Source organism: Collinsella sp. AM41-2BH (assembly GCF_003468085.1).
In the GTDB taxonomy this organism is placed as follows: domain Bacteria; phylum Actinomycetota; class Coriobacteriia; order Coriobacteriales; family Coriobacteriaceae; genus Collinsella.
The window spans coordinates 10929-29646 of record NZ_QSGH01000010.1 but is presented as its reverse complement, the minus strand read 5'-3'; the positions used below and the strand labels follow the sequence as shown (position 1 = coordinate 29646).

Sequence of the window (18718 nt, the reverse complement as noted above, 5' to 3'; positions counted from 1 at the left end):
TAGGTAACTGGTTAGGCGAACATGACCTGGTCGAAGGTGTAGAAGCCGGGGTCGCGGACGACGAGCTTTTGAGCGGCGGCCAGAGCGCCGTTGACAAAAATCTGGCGGCTTGTGGCGCGATGGCTAAGCGTGACTTCCTCGTCCTGGCCAAAGAAGCTTACCTCGTGCACGCCGGCGACGGTGCCGCCGCGCAGCGAGTGCATACCGATCTCCTTGGGGTCACGCGCGCCGCACATGCCCTCGCGACCGTAGACAGGATGATAGCCAGCCTCAGGCTCGGCCTCGACCACGGCGTCGAGCAGCAGCTTTGCAGTGCCGCTGGGGGCGTCGACCTTTTGGTTATGGTGCGTCTCGACGATTTCGCAGTCAAAGCCGGGCAGCTCGCGTGTGGCCTGTGCTACCAGATGACGCAGAGCTGCGATACCGATGGAGTAATTTCCGGAGTGCATGACGCGGGCGTTTTGACCCAGCTCGCGCAGGCGATCCATCTGCTCGGGTGTGTAGCCCGTGGTGCCCGAGACCAATGCGGCGCCTGTACGCTCGACATAGGCGACGACGGCGTCGAAGGTCACGACGTTCGAGAAGTCGATGATTACATCGGCCGTCGGTGCGCTCTCGAGCTCGGACAAGTCGAAGCCGATCTGGGCGACGATGTCAAAAACGGGCTCTCCAGCGGCGTTGACAATGCCCTCGGCGGTAGTGCGGATCAGCGAGCCCATGCGGCCCGTTCCCATAATGACGGTCTTAATCAAGCAGACCAGCTCCCTTCAGAGCATCGGTAAGTGCGGCTCGCGTGTCGTTGGCCATGGGGCACAGCGGCATGCGGTAGTTTGCCTCGATCATACCCATCTGGGCGAGCGCTTCCTTAACGGGGATGGGGTTGACCTCGCTAAAGAGGGCATTGATGAGCGGCTGGCCGGCAATCTGGATATCGCGGGCGCGCGCTACGTCGCCGTCCAGATAGGCGCGGCACATGTCGTGCACGAGCTGCGGCTGAACATCGGCCCACACACTGATGGTGCCCGAGGCGCCCAGGCTCATGAGCGACACGGTGAGGGCGTCCTCGCCCGAGTACATGCGGAAGTCATCGGACAGCAGGTGGGCGATCTTGGCCGCGTAGGCGACGTTGCCCGAGGCTTCTTTAATACCCATGATGTTGGGGTGCGCGGCCAAGCGCTCTACGTTGCGCTCGCTGATGCCGCAGCCGCAGCGGCCGGGGATGTTGTACAGGATGCAGGGGATATCTACGGCATCGGCAACGGTCTTAAAGTGCTGGTAGATGCCCTCCTCGTTGGACTTGTTGTAGTAGGGGGTAATGAGCAGCAGGCCGTCAGCGCCCAGGCCCTGATAGGTGAGCGACTTGGTGAGCATGGTCTGCGTGGAGTTGGAGCCCGAGCCGGCGATGACGGGGACACGGCCTGCAACCTGCTTGACCACCGCGGCGACAACGGAGTTGTCCTCATCATCAGTCATCGTGGCGCTCTCGCCGGTGGTGCCCAGGGTGAGGATGGCGTCGGTACCGTTTTGCAGGTGGAAATCGATAAGGCGCTCGAGCGCGTCAAAGTCGACGCTTCCGTCCTTTTTAAACGGCGTGACGAGGGCGACGATCGAACCCTCGAGGTTGCGGATATCCATGTTCTTCTCCTTCGCTTCCGCGATCTGGATGCGTTTGTTCCACTGAGCGGCGACGGCCAGACGCTCGTCCTGGGCGCGACGGCGGGCACTTTCGGCGCGCGACTTGGCCAGCAGCTCTCGGCCGCTCGGCAGCACGTCGAGCGTGGCAAAGTAATCGCCCGGGCGCTCAGCACGGCGGATGAGGTCGGCCGAGCCATCGGGGCGCAGCAGCACCTCGGCGGAGCGCAGACGGCCGTTGTAGTTGTAGCCCATGGAGTAGCCGTGCGCGCCGGTATCGTGGATCACGAGCATATCGCCCATGTCGATATGCGGCAGCTCGCGATCGATGGCGAACTTGTCGTTGTTCTCGCACAGATTACCCGTGATGTCGTAGGTGTCCGTAACGGGCGCTGTGGTCTTGTCGGCGCCACCCGGCTGGCCCATCACCGTGATGTGGTGGTAGGCACCATACATGGCAGGGCGGATCAGGTCGACGGCGCTTGCGTCGACACCGATATAGTCCTTGTAGATCTGCTTCTCGTGGATGGCCTTGGTGACCAGGCAGCCGTAGGGCCCCATCATAAAGCGGCCCATCTCGGTGCAGATGGCCACATCGCCCATGCCGGCAGGAACCAGGATCTCGTCGTATGCCGCGTGTACGCCTTCGCCGATGGCGTGAATGTCGTTGGCCTGCTGCTCGGGCAGATAGGGGATACCGACGCCGCCGGACAGATTGATGAAGGCGACATGTGCGCCGGTCTCGCGCTCCAGGCGCACGGCAAGCTCAAAGAGGATGCGCGCGAGCTTGGGGTAGTAGTCGTTGGTGACGGTGTTGCTGGCAAGGAATGCGTGGATGCCAAAGTTTTCGGCGCCCTTGGCCTTGAGCATGCGGAAGGCCTCGAAGAGCTGCTCGGTGGTCATGCCGTATTTGGAGTCGCCGGGGTTATCCATGATGCCGTTGGAGAGCTGGAACAAGCCGCCCGGATTAAAGCGGCAGCTGACCGTCTTGGGGATGGGGCCTGCAACGCGCTCAAAGAACTCAATGTGGCTGATGTCATCAAAGTTGACGATGGCGCCCAGCTTGTCGGCGAGCTCAAAGTCCGCTGCCGGCGTGTCGTTGGACGAGAACATGATGTCGTGTCCCGTGATGCCCAGCGAGCGGGCGATCATGAGCTCGGTATAGCTCGAGCAATCGCAGCCGCAGCCGTATTCGTTGAGAATGGAGATGAGCGCCGGGTTGGGATTGGCCTTGACGGCAAAGTATTCCTTAAAGCCCGGGTTCCATGCAAAGGCGTCGCGCACTTCTTGCATGTTGCGGCGGATGCCCGCCTCGTCGTATAGATGAAACGGCGTAGGGAACTGCTCGACGATATGCTCGAGCGTCTCCTTGTCCACAAACGGCCGCTTGGCCGCATATGCCTCGTTGGGGGTCAATGCCATGTCCCGTAAACCTCGCTATCCAGACGGCGCCATCGGCGCATCGAATCCGCATAGCGTGGACCCCATGTCCGGATAGCGCTCCCGCATTGCTGCAGACAGTCCTGCGGGTGTTTCCCACAGGCCCACCAGGCTTTTCGTGCCTGAAAAACCCAGTTCGGCGGGTTTCGCCTCCCCACGGGGTCAAAGCCTGCCGGCTCGCCCGCGGCTCTTCGTGCCCGCGCCTCTATCAAGTGGTAAAGACCCTACCACGTTGCACTTTACCAAACAAGAGTATTCGTATATAACGTTTAAAAAATGCAGGGATATGCTGGATATAAGGGTGCGGCAATCTTGCGGCACAATAGATGGCAACCGTTGCGCACCCATGGAAGGAATCAATATGACCGAGCTCCAAGAACTCCGTCGCTATCGGCGCGACTTGCACAGGATTCCGGAGCTCGACTTCGATCTTCCGCAGACTATCGCCTATATCGAGGGCGTGTTGGCGCCGCTCGACTGCGAGCTGACCCATCCGTGCCCCAGCTGTGTCTGTGCGTTCTTTGACGCTGGCGTTGGCGCCGCGCATGCCACGGCGATTCGCGCCGACATGGATGCGCTTCCCATTGCCGAGGCGACGGGCGCGGCCTTCGCCTCGTCTCATCCCGGCAAGATGCACGCTTGCGGGCACGACGGACACATGGCCATGGCGCTCGCCGCCGCGACGTATGTCGACCGCACGATTCGCGAGCAGCCGGGTTCACTTAAACGCAACGTGCTTTTTGTGTTCCAGCCGGCCGAGGAAACGACCGGTGGTGCCAAGACGGTATGCGAGAGTGGTGTGTTCGAGCGCTATGGGGCCGACCGCATTTTTGGCTTCCATGTGTGGCCCGATCTGTCTGCCGGCACGCTGGCGAGTTGTTCTGGTCCGCTGCTGGCGCGCTCAAGTGAGACGCACATTCATATCCATGGCGCGAGCATCCATATCGCCAAGACCTACGGCGTTCCAGTCGAGGAATCGCATGATGCCGCGCTGGCAGCGGCCAAGTTCTTGGTTTCCGAGCGCGAGCTCATGGACGAGTTAGGTGCCGACGAGCCCTGCATTGGTAAGTTCGGCCTGCTGCAGGCTGGCACCGTCTGCAATGCGGTGGCGGGGGAGGCCCATGTGGCTGGCAGCCTCCGCGTATTTACGGACGGTATGTTCGACCGTGCGCGCGAGGGCGTGCGCCGCGTGTTGGACGAGGCCTGCGCCGCAACAGGCTGTACGTACGACCTCGACTTTGCTGAAGGGTATCCGCCGGTCGATAACGACCCCGAGCTGTTCGCCCACATTGCGCCTGCCTTGTCCGAGCTGCAACTTGTGGACGAGCCACTGCTAATCGCCGAGGACTTTGCCTTCTATCAGCGCCATCTGCCGGGTGTGTTCTTCCTGCTGGGTATGGGCATGCCGGAGGGACAAGAAAACCCGATCGATTCGGATGGCTGCCCTGCCTATGCCACGAGCGCCCTGCATACTGGTACCATGCTCTTTGACGAGGAAATCCTGCTCAAAGGCCTCGATGTCTACAAACGATTGCTTTTGCTTGCTTAAGTGTCGAAGGATGCCTGTTCTAGAAAACACGAACAGATGTACGGTATAATAGAGATGTAAGTCTATAGAAACGTTTGACGTTATTAACGTAAGGCGATACTATGATTGCATCGTATAAAGATGAGGATACCGAGCGTTTTGCCATGGGCGTGCGGGTCAGGAGGTTCATACCCTTTGAGCGGGTCGCATTGAGGAAGATTCGCCAGCTGCAGGTCTGTGCTTCGCTTGATGATCTTCGCGTTCCGCCAGGTAACCGTCTTGAAGCGTTGAAGGGCGATCGCGCCGGCCAATATAGCATCCGTGTTAACGAGCGCTATCGGGTCTGTTTTGAGTGGAGGCAGGGGATGGCTTGGAATGTCGAAATCGTTGATTATCACAAGTGATGAGACTGCGGCTGATTTGCTGCCGCCGGTGACTCCTGGCGAGCTTCTCAAAGAGGAATTCCTTGTACCTATGGGCATTTCTCAATATCGCCTTGCTAAGGAGACCGGGATTCCGGCTCAGCGTATCGGGCAGATTATCTTGGGAAGGCGTCGTGTGACGGCTGACACCGACCTGCGTCTTTGTCGTTACTTTGGCCTGACGGATGGTTATTGGCTGCGCGCCCAGATGGCATTTGATCTCGAGGCGGAGAAGAGGCGGATCGCGCCGGAACTCGACAAGATCGTTCCTGTCCAGCAAGCCATCGCATTGTAGTGCTCAAAGATGTTGAGGTTGGAGTGACGATGGAACGACGCGGACAATCTGTCGTGTACAGTCCTGGTGGGTGCGGGTGCGGCTTGCTGCTGCTCCCGGTTATTGCTGTGGGCATTGGCGTGATGTTTGCGCTTGCCGGGCTAGCCGCAGCGGCGCTCGTGCTGCTGATTGCCGCTATTGGCGTGACGATCTGGCTGTGTCGTTCTCGCGAACAGCGCCGTGCCGAAGGCAAGAGCAATGTTGGATGGACCATCTTTTTGGTTAGCGCCTATCTGCTGAGCATCAGTTACCTGGCGTTCTTTATCCTGCTGCTCATTAGCACCTTTACCGGGGAATCCGTCACGGTGGGCTAGGCTTCGACGAGCTTCTTGAGGGCGAAACGAAAAGCGGCCGGATGGGACATGTTGTTCAAGACGGAGTGCGACGCACGGGCGGCAAGAAGATCGCGATTCCCATCGGCAAGCAGGACGCGACCGTCTTCCGTAAGGTGATGAGCGCAAAAGACGCCATCTAAGAGTTCGCGCCGGCGCTAGGGACGGCCGATCAGGAGCGGGCACTGCGTATTGCCCGAGTGCGGGCGAGACGGATGGTGGCGTGGATGATTCGCTCTTATCTTCCTTTCTTTCGGAATATTCACCAAAAATAGCTGTGCGGGTACAACACGAACAATCGCTAAACAAGGCATAAACACGGGCGCAGGGCTTATCGGCTCCGTGCTCTTCTTTGCCATAAGAAACGACAACAGCAGAGCGGTTAGCCGAGCGCTAATTTTCGTCTGGAAAGCGAGTGGTATGATTCGACCTACAGGCTTTTCAAACTGAAACGGCGGAATTAACATGGGAAATGCTGTTATAACGCTCAGGGATTTGATGCCGGTGGCGCACCCAGAGAAGACAAAGATCAAATTCAACATGAACGCTGGCGACGTGAACGTGCGCGCGTACGACATGCTGCTGAAGGACACCTCGACCCCCGAGAAGACCGATAGCGGCTCGCGATGGTACGAGATGAACGCGTGGAGGAGCGCGACGGGACAAGCGAATAACAACCTCAACCATGCGGATTACCTGCTCTCGTTCGCACAGTACTACACCTACGGGCCCGAGTACTTCATCTTCGGCGGCATGCACAAAGTGGAGAAGGCCGTACCCGAGGTACTGGGCGGCGTGGGCTACAAGTTGACGCTTCTTCCCGACTACGAGGCCTACATCAAGCGCCTCATCATCAAGTTGAAGAAGCCTATCGGGCGCGACATCTACAACAAGTTCTACGAGAACACGATGCACGACTTCGAGCCCGTAGTGTACGAGTACTCGATGAGCCTGGGCAACGTTGCCCCTTTCCCTGGCTACAAGTACGTGTGCATCGACCACAAGACCTTGCGGGCCGTTATCGCCAGCGTGGGCTCCGACTGGTACTGGGCGTTGGACAACGTGAAGGGCGTCTACTGCATCACCGACACCGCGACGGGGAAACTCTACGTGGGCTCGGCCTCAGGCGACAGCAAGAAGGACGCGGGCGCGGACTTGGGTATCTGGCAGCGCTGGAGCGCCTATGCCAACCCCATGGACCCGACGGGCGGCAACAAGGAGTTCAAGGCCATCGTGGCCGAGCACGGAACTGGGTACATCATGGAAAACTTCACCTACTCCATCCTAGAGGTGTGCGACACCAAGATGACCACCGCCGAGGTGTGCGAGCGCGAGAGTCACTGGAAAGACGTGCTTTGCTCGCGCAAGTTCGGCATGAACTGGAACTAGGTGCGCGCCATGGGCTTGTTACGGACGGTGAGGGATTGCGTGTACGGCATGGCCGTGGGCGATGCGCTCGGCGTGCCCTACGAGTTCAGGCTGCGCGGCAGCTTTACCTGCACGGACATGGTGGGCCGCGGCACGCACAACCAGCCTGCGGGCACATGGAGCGACGACACGTCCATGGCGCTCGCGCTGTGCGACAGCTACCGCGAGCTAGGCGATATCAATTGCGACGATATCCTCGTCAAGTTCCGCAAATGGATAAACGAAGGCGCATACACCGCCGACGGGAACGTCTTCGACTACGGCAACGCCACCAGGCAGGCGCTCGATACGGGTTGCGGGCTCACAAGCGAATACAGCAAGGGCAACGGCTCGCTCATGCGCTGCCTGCCTATGGTGTTCATGGAATGCTCCGACTGCGACATAAGGGAGGTCAGCGCGATCACCCGCGCCACCGACGACTGCTGCCAGGCCTGCGTGGACATGATCGCCTATGCCCGCGAGGTGCTTTACAGCGGGCACGCCGGCTGCGAGAGCGAGGGCAGGGCTGGTGCCAGCGGCGGCTACGTGTGGGATACTTACCACGCCGCCATCTGGTGCCTAGAACATACCGCTAACTACCACGACTGCGTACTGACCGCCGTGAACCTGGGCAACGATACCGACACCACGGCTTGCGTGGCCGGTGGATTGGCCGGCATCCTGTACGGATACGAGGGCATTCCGACCGAGTGGTTAGAGGCCTTGCGCGGCAAGGACGTGATTGAGCCTTGTTTGTTCGGCGGGGCTTACGGTGATGACCTGCGAAGGTTTGTTAAGCGCTTCGAGGATTCGCTGGACGGTCCCACCCGCGACTTCCACGCGTTGGCCCATGACATGTTCGGCCTGGGTTGGCACATGGACTGCGGTGAGGCCTTTGCCGGGGCATATCCACGCTCCGGTACGGACGAAGGACTGCGAGAGGACATAGACACCATAGACGACGTTGGGCTTCTGGGCAGCGGCGTCTTCTCTCGGTGGCGCTACATAACGCACTGGAAGTACGATGGCGTGCCTGATGAGGACGATCTGGAGTGGTTCAGGCTGGCGCTCGGGAGGCTTCGCGAGCTGGCATAGGGGTGCCGTGATTTGAATCGCTTGCCTGAGGTGGCTGATGCCGACTTAAAGCACGGGGAGATATACAGCAGCGCTATTGCTTTATTGCCTGAGTGATCTTAGGACCATATCTTTTATTCGATAGCGGGGCGACGGAATCGTCGAACACCATGCGCGCGCTATCTTCGACGGGCAGCCCCCTCATGGGCATCTTGCAGGTGAGAGGGGTGCGGCTAACGTCGGCCAGAGACGCGGCAAGGGCGCTTTGGCATTAGAGCCGAAGCCTCAATCACCGCTTCATCAGAACAGGCATCTTCTCAATCCAGTACCAATCTAGCTAACAAGCCCCCATTAGCTCCCAGCTAATGAATTCGTTTCCTTCTCTCCCTACGATGTGCTGTGTGCCGGCGCGGTAGCCGGATCGTAGGAAGGATGCATGATGAAAAAGCTCGAAAACGAAGTGCTGCTGAGCCGTCGCGCTGCGCTTGGCGCGTTCGCCACCGTTGCCTTGGGGACTGCCGGCCTGCTTGCGGGCTGTGGCAGCGATAAGGCGACCGTTATCGAGGACGCCGGCGACGCGGATAAGAAGGAGGAGTCGAAAAAGGAGGAACAGCCAACGACCGACCTGGCCGTCGGCACGACCGTGACCACGGCTGCCGGTCTTTCCGTTACTGTCGATTCCGTGCAGACCGGGCTTACCAATTTTGACGGTTCGACCATGACGGGCATTCACGTCACGTACGTCAACAATGGCGATGAGGGCGCGGATTACAATGTCTACGACTGGAAGGGCGAGGACGCCAACGGCGCCCAGCAGAACCAGGGCTATTACAGCGAAGGCTCTGACGAGCTGCAGTCTGGCACCCTTGCCGCCGGCGGCTCCGTTGCGGGCAATATTTACTTTGACGGCGACATCAAGAAGGCCCTATATTTTGCCAACATGCTCGAAAAGACCGCGACTGCTAGCTGGGTGCTTGCTTAGCGTGTTGATGCCGTTGGGTCGTTTGGAGGTGAAGCCGCATGCCCGATAAAAAGCTGACGGACGAGTTGCTCAACGAGCTCCTTGATGCGCCGAGTATCGATGGCTATATCAAGGAACACGACTTTGCCGCCCCGTCGCTTTCGGATTACTTAAAGCAGTTGCTGCAAGAGAAGGGGCTCGAGCGTTCACGCGTGGTGCGTATGGCCGACCTCAACGAGACCTTTGGCTATCAGATCTTTACCGGTTCGCGCAATCCGAGCCGCAATAAGGTGCTGCAGATTGCCTTTGCAATGGCGCTGTCGATGAAAGAGACCAACCGCGCCCTGACGGCTGCCGGAGTGAGCGTCCTCAACTGCAAGGACCGTCGCGATGCAATCATTATCTTTTGCATCGACCGTGGCTGTAGCCTCCAAAAGGTCAATGAAGAGCTGTATCGCTTTGGCGAGGAAACGGTGAGTTAGTGGCCGATGGCTGAGCCGGCGGTGTCACCAGAACAACCATGCAAACGAACGGGGTGCGGACAGCATGGGGTGTCCGCGCCCTGCGTTATGATGGACGCTATGGATACTCAGAGCCCAACATATTCCGATGATGAGCTGACTGCTTCGCTTGTCGAGCATTTGGCGTCGCTCGACCGCGATGACAGCTATCGTGTGGAGCGCGTGCTCAAGCTCTCGGATGTCGAGACGACCGAACTCGTCTATTTTGAGGGCTCTGGTGGCGGGTCTCTTGGCCCCTTTGTCCGCAAGCGCATCGATGCTTCGGTGCAGATTGGCGGAGCTTATGAGCGCCTGTTTGCGGCCCAGCGCGCCGGTCGTCGTTTTGAGCACTTACCGCGAATCGTCGATTGCCGCCGTGTGGGCGACGAGCTCGACGTGGTGATGGAGTATGTCGAAGGCGAGACACTCGAGGCGTTGGTGGGACGCTTGGGGGCGACGCCCGATTATGCCCGCGGGCTGTATCCCGTTTTGTGTGAAGCGGTAGGCGAGCTACATGCTGGTTTTGCGGCTGCGGGGGAGCCGGGGGTACCGGTAATCCACCGCGACCTTAAGCCCTCGAACATCATCGTATCGGGCGTGAGGTATGCAGCCGATGCCGGCATGACCTTCTCATCGCTGGTGATTATCGACCTGGGAATCGCGCGGGTGTGGCGTGACGGGGCCGATGCCGACACGGTTAAGTTTGGAACGCGACCCTATGCGCCACCCGAGCAATATGGTTTTGGGCAGACGAGCGTGCGCAGCGATGTCTATGCGCTCGGCGCGCTTCTGTTCTTTTGTCTGACGGGGGCTGACCCTAAGCCGGGTCAGAATATGCGCGAGCAATGCGAGGCGTGCGACGTCCCCGTGGCGCTGGCTGATGTCATTTGCATGGCCATGGCGCTCGATCCGGCCAAGCGCTTTGGAAGTGCCGAGGCGCTCGGACACGCTGCGCGCGCGGCATACGGGCTGTGTCTGCCTGAGCCTGGCTCGAATAGCACGACGGCGCCTTCAATGGCGCAGGCTGCTCCGCAAATGGCGCCGTCTTTCGGGCGGCGGCCCAAGGAAGTCTCTTCGGTGGCTCCTCGCCGCAAGAGCCTGCTTTCACGGATCCCGGAACCCATTGGGCGTATATGGAACGGCATGATCTATGCGGCAACCTTGCTGCTACTGGTCGGAAGCCATTTTGCCGTATTCCAGCCCACGGGAGCCAACCGCAGCTATCCAACGTGGTTTTTGGCCCTTGAGTATTTTCTTATGGTCGATGGCATGGTGGTGCTCATCTCGTTTGGCGTGCTCGACCGCCGCAGGCTTCGGCGCCGCTTTCCCGTGCTTGATCGTTATCGGGGCCGTGAGTTTGTCACGCTGTGGCTTAAGGCGCTGGGAATTATGTGCGTCATCATGATCGTGATTATTGCCGTCGGCAACGCAACCGGCATAGTCGCTTAATGCAATGTACCGCTATAAGAAAAGGGTCCCGATTGGGGCCCTTTGCAGTAGCGCTTAAATGCGGTTCATCTGAGCGGCGACTTTGTTGTACCAGTCCTGCCACGTGGGCGGGCAGTACTTTTTGGCCGCTGCCGGGGTAAGGGTGGAGCCGTAGTTGGCGCCCAGATAGGCAACGTGAGCGGAGATGCCCTCGCTCCAGCTGCCAAAGCTGCGCCAACCGCCGCCACGGGCACTCCAGCCCCAGGCGTTGTAAGAATTGGCGCAATAAGCACCCTTGGTGCTCTCGATGCAGGCGATGGCGGGGGACCAACGGGGGTCGACACCGGTATTCCAAGCGGCGACGGCAAAGTTATAGCCCTGGCCTGCCATGGGGGAGCCGGCGAGATAATTGTCGATGCGGCTCGTCCACTCATTAATGAACGAATCGTAATCGGAACTACCGGTATTGGAGTTGTTCACCGTGGTGTCTATGGTGGTGTTGGTGTTGGTGGCCTGGCTGCTGGAATTGCCGCCGCTTACGCCCTCGCCCGAGAGCTTCTCGGCGGCAGCGGCCTTATCGGCCTCAAGCTTGGCAAGCTCGGCGGCATTTTCCTGCTCGGCTTTTGCCTGTGCCTCGCTGCGGAGCTGCTGGGCCTGCGCCAGCGCATCCTCGGCGTTTTTCTGCTCTGCCTCAAGCTGAGACTTGGCCTGCTGGAGCTCGGCCTTGTTCTGCTCGAGTTCGGTTTGCATATTATTGAGCTCTTCGATCTCGTCGACGCTCGAGCTCGTGATCTGGTTGGTGTATTTACAGGTCGTGATGAACTCACCCAGGCTCTGCGCATTGACCAGGAAGCTCACGATGGGATTGGTGCCTTTCTGATACTTGTACAGATCGCGCATGGCGGAGCTTGCCTTGGCCTGCTGCTCGGGAAGTTTAGCTTCGATTTCCTCGATGCTTGCCTCATTGGAGTCAATCTGCTTTTGCAGGTCATCGAGTTTGGTGCGGGCGTCGTTGTAGGCGCTCGTGGCGGCTTCGATCTTCTGCTGGGCTGCGGAAAGCTGGTCCTGCGTTGCCTGCGAGGCGGCATACGCCGCAACGGGGGAGAGCATCGGCGTGGCCGTCAGCGCAACGGCGAGCGCGGCGCTCGTGATGATACGAGCCGGCTTCGACGCAATGAGCGCTGCGGTGCGATGATTCGAATGCTGCATCCAGTCCCTCTGCAATCAATCGTAGGTTATGGTTCGAACGGTATTCTACTACTGCTTTCGACCTCAACTTGAACCTTAAAGGTTCCAAAGGGTCAAGTTGAACTTGAGGCTTTGGCTTTGACCTGCAGTTATGATGAATTGTTGAGAAACCATAGAGTTCAACTTTAACGTTACGGAACCCTGTCGAGAGGGTTTTTGTTTATCAAAAGTCGCCTCATGTGGGGTTTTGCAACTACAGGGTCCCATCACGGCGAGGGCGGATTTCATGCTGGACGATTACGTCGATTGCCATAGATACGATGGAGCTTTGGGCGCCGGCGGCTTGGCACGCTAGAATAAATCAGTTGCGCAAAGACCGCCCCGTTGTGTGGGCAGTTCATGATAGGAAGTTTCCATGGCATTGCAGTTTACAGAGCGCGAGTTCATTCCCGTGCTGCTCGGTGGCGACATCAACGCCTATTCGGTGGCGCGCGCCTTCTATGAGGAGTACCAGGTCAAGAGTCTGGTCTTTGGCAAGTATCAGACGGGTCCCGCGTACCGCAGCCAGATTATCGACTACACGCCCAACGTGGATATCGATACCATGCCCGTGATGCTCAGGACCGTCAACGGCATTGCCCAAGCGCATGCCGATAAGACGATTGTCCTTGTGGGCTGTGGCGATAACTATGTTGCCCTCGTGGCTCAGGCCAAGGATGCCCATGAGTTGGCGGATAACATCGTCGCGCCTTACGCTCCCTATAGCATGCTTGAGCAGTGTCAGAAGAAGGAGATCTTCTACGAGCTGTGCGAGAAGCATGGCGTGCCCTATCCGCATACCTTTACCTTCACCATGGCGATGCTGAACGCCCAAGGCGAGGCGCCTGCCGAAGTGCTCGACCAGATCGATTTTCCCTACCCGATGATTCTGAAGCCTTCTGACGGCATCATGTGGTGGCAGCACGAGTTCGAGGGCCAGAAAAAGGCCTATGAGATTGCCGACCGTGCCGAGCTGGAACAGGTCATTCGCGACTCGTATGCCAGCGGCTACACCGACGACCTGATCTTGCAGGATCGCGTGCCCGGCAACGACGAGTACATGCGCGTGCTCACCAGTTATTCCGACCGTAACGGCAAGGTGCGTATGATGTGCCTGGGTCACGTGCTGCTCGAGGAGCATCAGCCTCACGGTGTCGGCAACCACGCCTGCATCATCACCGAGCCCAATGACGAGCTCATGGGCGGCGTGCGCAAGTTGCTCGAGGACCTTCACTTTGTGGGCTATTCCAACTTTGACGTTAAGTACGACGAGCGCGACGGCTCGTTTAAGTTCTTCGATTTCAACACGCGCCAAGGTCGCAGCAACTACTACGTTACCAACAGCGGCTTTAACGTCGCCAAGTATGTGGTGGACGAGTATGTGTTCAACCGTCCGTTTGAGCCGGAGTTTGTGACGGCACAGGACGAGGCACTGTGGATGGTCGTTCCCATGGGCGTCGTCGACAAGTACGTCAAGGATCCCGAGTTGCGCGCGGAGGTGCATCGCCTGGACAAGGAAGGCAAGGGCGCCGACCCTTCGTTTATGAAGGGCGACTTTGTCTTTAACCGCTGGCTGCGCATGTGGCACACCAAGCTGCGCCACTTTAAGCTGTTCAAGACGTATTACAAGTAGATGAGTGCGGCGCCCGTCCGGTTTACATCGGGCGGGCGCGGGTATGATACGCGCAATTGCGCAAGCGTCACCAAGGAGGCGGCGATGGAAAAGCTGGGAGTTATCGGCGGCATGGGCGCCGAGGCCACGTCGTATTACTACGACCAAGTGGTGCGCCACACGGCTGCTGCCTGCGATCAGGAACATATCGACATGGTGGTGCTCTCCAAGTCGACCATGCCTGACCGCACGCTGGCCATTAAGACCGGCGAGCATGCCAAGCTGCTGGCGACCATGAAAGAGTGTGCCCAGGCACTCGAGTCGCTGGGCTGTGCGCACATTGCCGTTCCCTGCAACACGTCACACTACTTTTACGACCAGATCCAGTCGTTTACGAAGGTGCCGATTATCCACATGCCGCGTGAGTCGGTTCGCTATGCCCTTGCGGGTGCGGTGATGGGGGAGTGTGAGTTCGACCCCAACCTGAGTATGCCGGCCGAGCCGGTGCACAAGATTGGCATCATGGGAACCGACGGCACCGTGGGCGCGGGCGTCTACGGCCGCGAATGCGAGGCTGCGGGTGTCGAGGTTGTCTATCCCAGCGAGAAGCGTCAGAACGATGTGATGTCGCTTATCTACGATGATGTGAAGGCCGGACGTGAGCCCGATATGGATAAGTTCGACCGCGTGATGTGGGAGTTCGCCCGTAGCGGCTGCGACCGCGTCATTCTGGCCTGCACCGAGCTATCGGTGCTGCAGAAGTACCGAGAGATGCCCGAGATTACCCTTGACGCCATGGACGTCCTGGTGCGCGAATCCATCATCCGCAGCGGCGCCCCCTACCGCCTCTAGCTTCCGACCTGCCAAAAAGGGACAGGTTTATTTTGGTAGGTTTTATCTGGTGAAACAGTAAAGGCCTCGGCTCGTTTGGTGCGAGCCGAGGCCTTTTGCGTTGGGCGGTTGCTGTCGGTGGTGAACTAGAAAAGGAAGCCGATGGAGATAAGGGCGATACTGACGATAAGTACGGCGATATCCAGGCCTTTGATGGGGTAGCGCTTATACGAACTCGCACGCGTGCGCAGGTAGAAGCCGCGCTGCTCGGCGGCAAGCGCGGTGGCATCGGTCTTGCCCACGCTCGAAATAAGCAGTGGCACGCACAGCGGCAGCATGAGCTTGAGTTTCTTGACGGGATTCTTAGTGTCGTATTCTACGCCGCGTGCAGTCTGCGCCTCCATGATGGCGTTCATTTCCTGGCCAAATACCGGCACAAAGCGCAGCGCCGTGGTAAAGGTGAAGGCATAGCGATATGGCACGTGCAGCACCTCGACGCAGGCGTTGGCGAGGTCGTTGAGCTTGGTCACCATAAGCATGAGGATGAGCGGCAGCGCCACGCCCAACAGACGCAGGCAGGCCTTTGTTCCGGTGATGAGGCCCTCGTCGGTGACAAAGCCCCACACCACGTTGCCATCGCGCATAAAGGCCAGCTGGAGCACCAGCATGATAAGCGCGAGCGGAATCAGCAACTTGAGTAGCGAGAACAGACGGTTGACGACGCCGGCATAGGCACCCAGTACAAGGGTGAGTGCCAAAAAGCCCAGCAGCGCCACGTAGGTGTCGGACAAGAAGATGCCGATGATGATGGCGGCGGCGAGGCCCAGTTTGATAACGGGGTTCAGGCGATGCAGCAGCGTATCGCCCGGCATGTAGTCGATGACGTTAACCACGGCGGTCCATCTCCTCGGTAATACGAACGATATCGGTGACCTCACTCACCTGCGCAAAGGCAGGCGAGACGGAGGATGCCAGGCGGCGTGAGAGTTCAATGACCTGGGGCGGCTCGACGTAGGCACGCTGCATGAGTTCGATGTTCGAAAACAGCTCGTGCGTGCGGCCGCGGTCGAGGATGCGGCCGTTTGCCATTACCACAATGCGCTCGGCAAAATCCGAAACGACTTCCATATCGTGGCAGACCATGATAACGGCGCAACCGCGCTCGGCCATGGTGCGCACCGTTTCCATGACGGTCATGCACTCGCGGTAATCAAGGCCGCTCGTGGGCTCGTCGAGCACGACGATCTTGGGCTCTACGACCACGACAGAGGCGAGTGCCACCATCTGGCGCTGACCGCGCGAAAGCGAGAAAGGTGCCTCATCGGCAGGCAGGCCAAAGCGGTCGATGACGAGCTGGGCGCGACGCAGAGCCTCGGCGCGGTCCATGCCGCCAAGCTCCAAGCCAAAGGCGACCTCGTCGAGCACGGTGTCCTTGCAGATCTGACGGTCAGGGTTTTGGAAGAGGGTTGCGACTTCGCGGGCGATACGGCTCGTGGGAACGGCTGCGGTATCCAGTCCCGTGACGCGCACGCTGCCTGAGGCGGGCTTAAGCAGGCCTGTGAGCAGCTTGGTGAGCGTGGTCTTGCCGGCACCGTTCTGGCCGACGATGCCCACGAGCTCGCCGGGATAGAGGGTTAGGTTGAGGTCGTGGACGGCGGCGCCGCCATTGGGATAGGCAAACTCAACATGGTCGAAGGTGAGCACGGGCTCGGCGTCCTTGGCGTGCGGGCGCAACGACGGTGCGTGCGGTGAGCCGGCGGGTGCCTGAATGTCGCTGCTTGCGTGTGCGGGGTCGACGATGCCCGAAATCAGGCGCTCGGCCTCATCGACATCCAAGCAAGGGGTACCGCTTACCAGGCCATCGGCCTGGAGGCTATTGAAGATACGCGTGACGCGAGGGCAGTCGACGCCGATGGCACGGAGCTCGTCGGTATGCGCGAAGACCTCGTGTGGCTCGCCCTGCAGCGCGATTTCGCCCTGGTTGAGCACGAGCACGCGGTTGCAGTACTCCGAGAGCAGGGCGACCTTTTGCTCAACGACGACGATGGTGATTCCAAGTGCGCGGTTTGCCTCACGTAGCGTCTCGAAGACCAACGTGGAGCTGGCGGGGTCGAGTGCCGCGGTGGGCTCGTCGAGAACCAAGACGCGCGGACGCATAGCGAGGATGGCAGCGATGGCTACCTTTTGCTTCTGTCCGCCCGAGAGGGTGGCGATCTCGCGGTCGCGCAGGTCGCTGATGCCGACGGTCTCGAGGGTTTCGGTGACGCGCTGCTCAATCTGGTCGTGCGGCACGCCAAAGTTCTCGAGGCCAAAGAGCATCTCATCCTCAACCACGGAGGCGACCATCTGCGTGTCGATGTCTTGCAGCACGCTGCCGACGATTTGCGACACGTCGGTCAACGAGACCTCGCAGGTGTCGTGGCCGTCAACCATGACGGACCCAAAGAACGTGCCGGTGTAGTGGTGGGGCACGGCGCCCGACAGGCAGGCGGAAAGCGTGGACTTGCCGGCGCCCGAGGGCCCGATGATGCCGATGAAATCTCCCTTGTTCACGCTGAGCGAGATGTGGCTAAGCGCCTGCTCGGTCTGCGTGCCATAGGAGAACGAGACATCGTCGACGTTGATGATCGTTTCCATGGATACCTTTCATAGTCATTGGGGACGTTCTTACATGACTAGTCGTTTAAGAACGTCCCCAAAAGCTAGTCGTTTGGGATGGTCTTTGTTGGTGGAGTGCGGAGACGGCTTTACGAGGGGCTCCAGGTTGGCGCGAAAGAGGAGCGAAGCGTACTTGGGTACGCGAGCGACGAATGAACGCCAAGATGGGGTGGCTCATAAAGCCGAACGGGTTAGTTGAGCTTCAGGGTCTTCTGGATGGGCAAGTAGAGGGCGCCGACCAGAATGGCGTTAAAGACGGCGGTCATGGCGACGACGGGCAGCATGGCGGCGGCGAGCTCGCCCACCACGCCGAGCATGGCCATCTTGATGACCATGAAGATGACGCCCGAGACAAAGGTGGTCACGAACGTCGCGACAATGGCGATGGCGGGCTTGACCTGACCGTTCTTGCCGGCGGCATTGACGATGACGGCCATGAGCATGGCGGCGATGCCCTCGGCGGCAAAATCGACGAACGGCGAGGTGGTGGTGATCTGGATCACGGCAGCCGAGATGAGGCCAATGACGAGCGCCTGACCGATGTTGGGGCGAACGACCAGGATGGTGAGGCAGAAGGCCGAGATGATGAACTCGGGGCTGATCATGCCGCCCGAGATGCCCGAGATTGCCTTGCCGACGGTAAAGTTGAGGATGAAGCCGGCGGCGAGCAGGATGGCGAGCAGGACGAGGGCGCGGACATCGAGTTTGCCGCGGTCGGCGGTCTGGACGGTGCGGGGCTGGGCGGCGGTGTTCTGAGACATGGTGAAAATCCTTTCGGAATGGGAGTGCAAGAGAAAAGCGGAGGCGCGTGATGCGAATGCGATCGGGCTCGAGATAGAAAAAAGCCCCCGGTCGAAACCGGAGGCCTTCCAATCACCTAGAGCGCAAAAACAGGCGTGAGGGACTCACTGTCGACCGATCGTATTCGCATCACGCCACCACCAGTTGTTGAGAGACGTCATCGTGTTCTTCATGTTGGTGGCTCCTTTCGTGATGCCGTGGCGCGGTCGCACCTAGTTGCTGTTGCGCTGCACTATAGCACAGCGAAGTGTATGCGAGGAAATCTTTTTTGAAAAGATTTCAGGCGGGTTTCCCGTCGGTCAAAAGAGCGGGCTAAGCGGGCGAGGCTGCCATTGCTGCCTCGCCCGCTCAGCTAAGACGTTACTCCTTATTGCGACGGTAGAGGAAGTAACCGCCTGCGGAGATGACGACGACGCCGGCAGCGGCGAACGCAGCCACCATGCGGCCATCAAAACGGTCACCGGTGGTGGGCAGGTTGCCCTTGGTGTTCGTCTTGTTGGTGGTCACCGTGGTCGTGGTGCTCGGCTTGGT

General features: G+C 59.4%; 17 protein-coding genes and 1 riboswitch. Of the genes, 11 read left to right on the top strand and 6 right to left on the bottom strand.

Annotation, left to right across the window (positions count from 1 at the left end; genetic code table 11):
• Window positions 1-11 precede the first annotated feature (11 nt).
• Window positions 12-752, bottom strand: coding sequence for a 4-hydroxy-tetrahydrodipicolinate reductase (gene dapB, locus DW899_RS06395; RefSeq protein ID WP_199408777.1), 741 nt, complete (start codon window positions 750-752; stop codon window positions 12-14).
• On the bottom strand, window positions 745-3054 hold the full coding sequence (dapA, locus tag DW899_RS10765) for a 4-hydroxy-tetrahydrodipicolinate synthase (RefSeq protein ID WP_117800370.1): 2310 nt from the start codon (window positions 3052-3054) through the stop codon (window positions 745-747). Before dapA ends, dapB begins: the two co-directional genes overlap by 8 nt.
• Before the next feature lie 65 nt (window positions 3055-3119).
• A riboswitch (Lysine riboswitch) is annotated at window positions 3120-3288 on the bottom strand.
• Between the two features lie 145 nt (window positions 3289-3433).
• Between dapA and DW899_RS06385 the strand changes: the two genes are divergently transcribed.
• The 9 genes from DW899_RS06385 (at window position 3434) to DW899_RS06345 (ending at window position 11079) form a co-directional block, all read left to right on the top strand.
• Window positions 3434-4621: an amidohydrolase gene (locus DW899_RS06385; RefSeq protein ID WP_117800369.1), complete on the top strand. Its 1188-nt coding sequence runs from the start codon at window positions 3434-3436 to the stop codon at window positions 4619-4621.
• A 101-nt stretch (window positions 4622-4722) separates the two neighbouring features.
• Window positions 4723-5004 (top strand): type II toxin-antitoxin system RelE/ParE family toxin, encoded by a 282-nt coding sequence (locus DW899_RS06380; RefSeq protein WP_117800368.1) that lies wholly within the window; start codon window positions 4723-4725, stop codon window positions 5002-5004.
• The gene (locus DW899_RS06375; RefSeq protein WP_117800367.1) at window positions 4976-5317 is read left to right on the top strand and encodes a HigA family addiction module antitoxin; all 342 of its coding nucleotides are present in this window, start codon (window positions 4976-4978) and stop codon (window positions 5315-5317) included. Before DW899_RS06380 ends, DW899_RS06375 begins: the two co-directional genes overlap by 29 nt.
• A gap of 83 nt (window positions 5318-5400) precedes the next feature.
• Window positions 5401-5670: a hypothetical protein gene (locus tag DW899_RS06370; RefSeq protein WP_117800366.1), complete on the top strand. Its 270-nt coding sequence runs from the start codon at window positions 5401-5403 to the stop codon at window positions 5668-5670.
• Between the two features lie 483 nt (window positions 5671-6153).
• On the top strand, window positions 6154-7077 hold the full coding sequence (locus tag DW899_RS06365) for a GIY-YIG nuclease family protein (RefSeq protein ID WP_199570285.1): 924 nt from the start codon (window positions 6154-6156) through the stop codon (window positions 7075-7077).
• A gap of 9 nt (window positions 7078-7086) precedes the next feature.
• A complete protein-coding gene (locus DW899_RS06360) occupies window positions 7087-8190 on the top strand; it encodes an ADP-ribosylglycohydrolase family protein (protein WP_199570284.1) in 1104 nt (367 codons plus the stop codon).
• A gap of 418 nt (window positions 8191-8608) precedes the next feature.
• Window positions 8609-9151 (top strand): DUF4352 domain-containing protein, encoded by a 543-nt coding sequence (locus DW899_RS06355; RefSeq protein ID WP_233539927.1) that lies wholly within the window; start codon window positions 8609-8611, stop codon window positions 9149-9151.
• 38 nt (window positions 9152-9189) lie between these two features.
• On the top strand, window positions 9190-9612 hold the full coding sequence (locus tag DW899_RS06350) for an XRE family transcriptional regulator (protein ID WP_117790638.1): 423 nt from the start codon (window positions 9190-9192) through the stop codon (window positions 9610-9612).
• A gap of 99 nt (window positions 9613-9711) precedes the next feature.
• Complete coding sequence (locus DW899_RS06345; protein WP_158566582.1) at window positions 9712-11079, top strand: protein kinase; 1368 nt, start codon at window positions 9712-9714, stop codon at window positions 11077-11079.
• A 54-nt stretch (window positions 11080-11133) separates the two neighbouring features.
• On the opposite strand, the gene DW899_RS06340 is transcribed toward DW899_RS06345, so the two are convergent.
• The gene (locus tag DW899_RS06340; RefSeq protein ID WP_117635409.1) at window positions 11134-12267 is read right to left on the bottom strand and encodes a glucosaminidase domain-containing protein; all 1134 of its coding nucleotides are present in this window, start codon (window positions 12265-12267) and stop codon (window positions 11134-11136) included.
• A gap of 394 nt (window positions 12268-12661) precedes the next feature.
• Between DW899_RS06340 and DW899_RS06335 the strand changes: the two genes are divergently transcribed.
• Entirely contained in the window at window positions 12662-13918 is a 1257-nt protein-coding gene (locus DW899_RS06335) for an ATP-grasp domain-containing protein (protein ID WP_117800362.1), read from the top strand.
• Window positions 13919-14002: 84 nt separating this feature from the next.
• A complete protein-coding gene (locus DW899_RS06330; protein WP_233539926.1) occupies window positions 14003-14749 on the top strand; it encodes an aspartate/glutamate racemase family protein in 747 nt (248 codons plus the stop codon).
• Window positions 14750-14874: 125 nt separating this feature from the next.
• Here the strand turns inward: DW899_RS06330 and DW899_RS06325 are convergent, their stop codons facing one another.
• From DW899_RS06325 to DW899_RS06315, 3 genes are all read right to left on the bottom strand, one after another.
• Window positions 14875-15621: an energy-coupling factor transporter transmembrane protein EcfT gene (locus DW899_RS06325; protein WP_117800360.1), complete on the bottom strand. Its 747-nt coding sequence runs from the start codon at window positions 15619-15621 to the stop codon at window positions 14875-14877.
• Window positions 15614-17365: an ABC transporter ATP-binding protein gene (locus tag DW899_RS06320; protein ID WP_117800359.1), complete on the bottom strand. Its 1752-nt coding sequence runs from the start codon at window positions 17363-17365 to the stop codon at window positions 15614-15616. The genes DW899_RS06325 and DW899_RS06320 overlap by 8 nt, the downstream gene beginning before the upstream one ends.
• A gap of 212 nt (window positions 17366-17577) precedes the next feature.
• The gene (locus DW899_RS06315; RefSeq protein WP_117583924.1) at window positions 17578-18147 is read right to left on the bottom strand and encodes a hypothetical protein; all 570 of its coding nucleotides are present in this window, start codon (window positions 18145-18147) and stop codon (window positions 17578-17580) included.
• Window positions 18148-18718: the final 571 nt, after the last annotated feature.

Bases quoted from the DNA above. Each gene is read 5' to 3' on its own strand.
- dapA (WP_117800370.1), bottom strand. From the start codon at position 3,054: ATGGCATTGACCCCCAACGAGGCATATGCGGCCAAGCGGCCGTTTGTG.
- DW899_RS06385 (WP_117800369.1), top strand. From the start codon at position 3,434: ATGACCGAGCTCCAAGAACTCCGTCGCTATCGGCGCGACTTGCACAGG.
- DW899_RS06380 (WP_117800368.1), top strand. From the start codon at position 4,723: ATGATTGCATCGTATAAAGATGAGGATACCGAGCGTTTTGCCATGGGC.
- DW899_RS06375 (WP_117800367.1), top strand. From the start codon at position 4,976: ATGTCGAAATCGTTGATTATCACAAGTGATGAGACTGCGGCTGATTTG.
- DW899_RS06365 (WP_199570285.1), top strand. From the start codon at position 6,154: ATGGGAAATGCTGTTATAACGCTCAGGGATTTGATGCCGGTGGCGCAC.
- DW899_RS06360 (WP_199570284.1), top strand. From the start codon at position 7,087: ATGGGCTTGTTACGGACGGTGAGGGATTGCGTGTACGGCATGGCCGTG.
- DW899_RS06355 (WP_233539927.1), top strand. From the start codon at position 8,609: ATGAAAAAGCTCGAAAACGAAGTGCTGCTGAGCCGTCGCGCTGCGCTT.
- DW899_RS06350 (WP_117790638.1), top strand. From the start codon at position 9,190: ATGCCCGATAAAAAGCTGACGGACGAGTTGCTCAACGAGCTCCTTGAT.
- DW899_RS06345 (WP_158566582.1), top strand. From the start codon at position 9,712: ATGGATACTCAGAGCCCAACATATTCCGATGATGAGCTGACTGCTTCG.
- DW899_RS06340 (WP_117635409.1), bottom strand. From the start codon at position 12,267: ATGCAGCATTCGAATCATCGCACCGCAGCGCTCATTGCGTCGAAGCCG.
- DW899_RS06335 (WP_117800362.1), top strand. From the start codon at position 12,662: ATGGCATTGCAGTTTACAGAGCGCGAGTTCATTCCCGTGCTGCTCGGT.
- DW899_RS06330 (WP_233539926.1), top strand. From the start codon at position 14,003: ATGGAAAAGCTGGGAGTTATCGGCGGCATGGGCGCCGAGGCCACGTCG.
- DW899_RS06320 (WP_117800359.1), bottom strand. From the start codon at position 17,365: ATGGAAACGATCATCAACGTCGACGATGTCTCGTTCTCCTATGGCACG.
- DW899_RS06315 (WP_117583924.1), bottom strand. From the start codon at position 18,147: ATGTCTCAGAACACCGCCGCCCAGCCCCGCACCGTCCAGACCGCCGAC.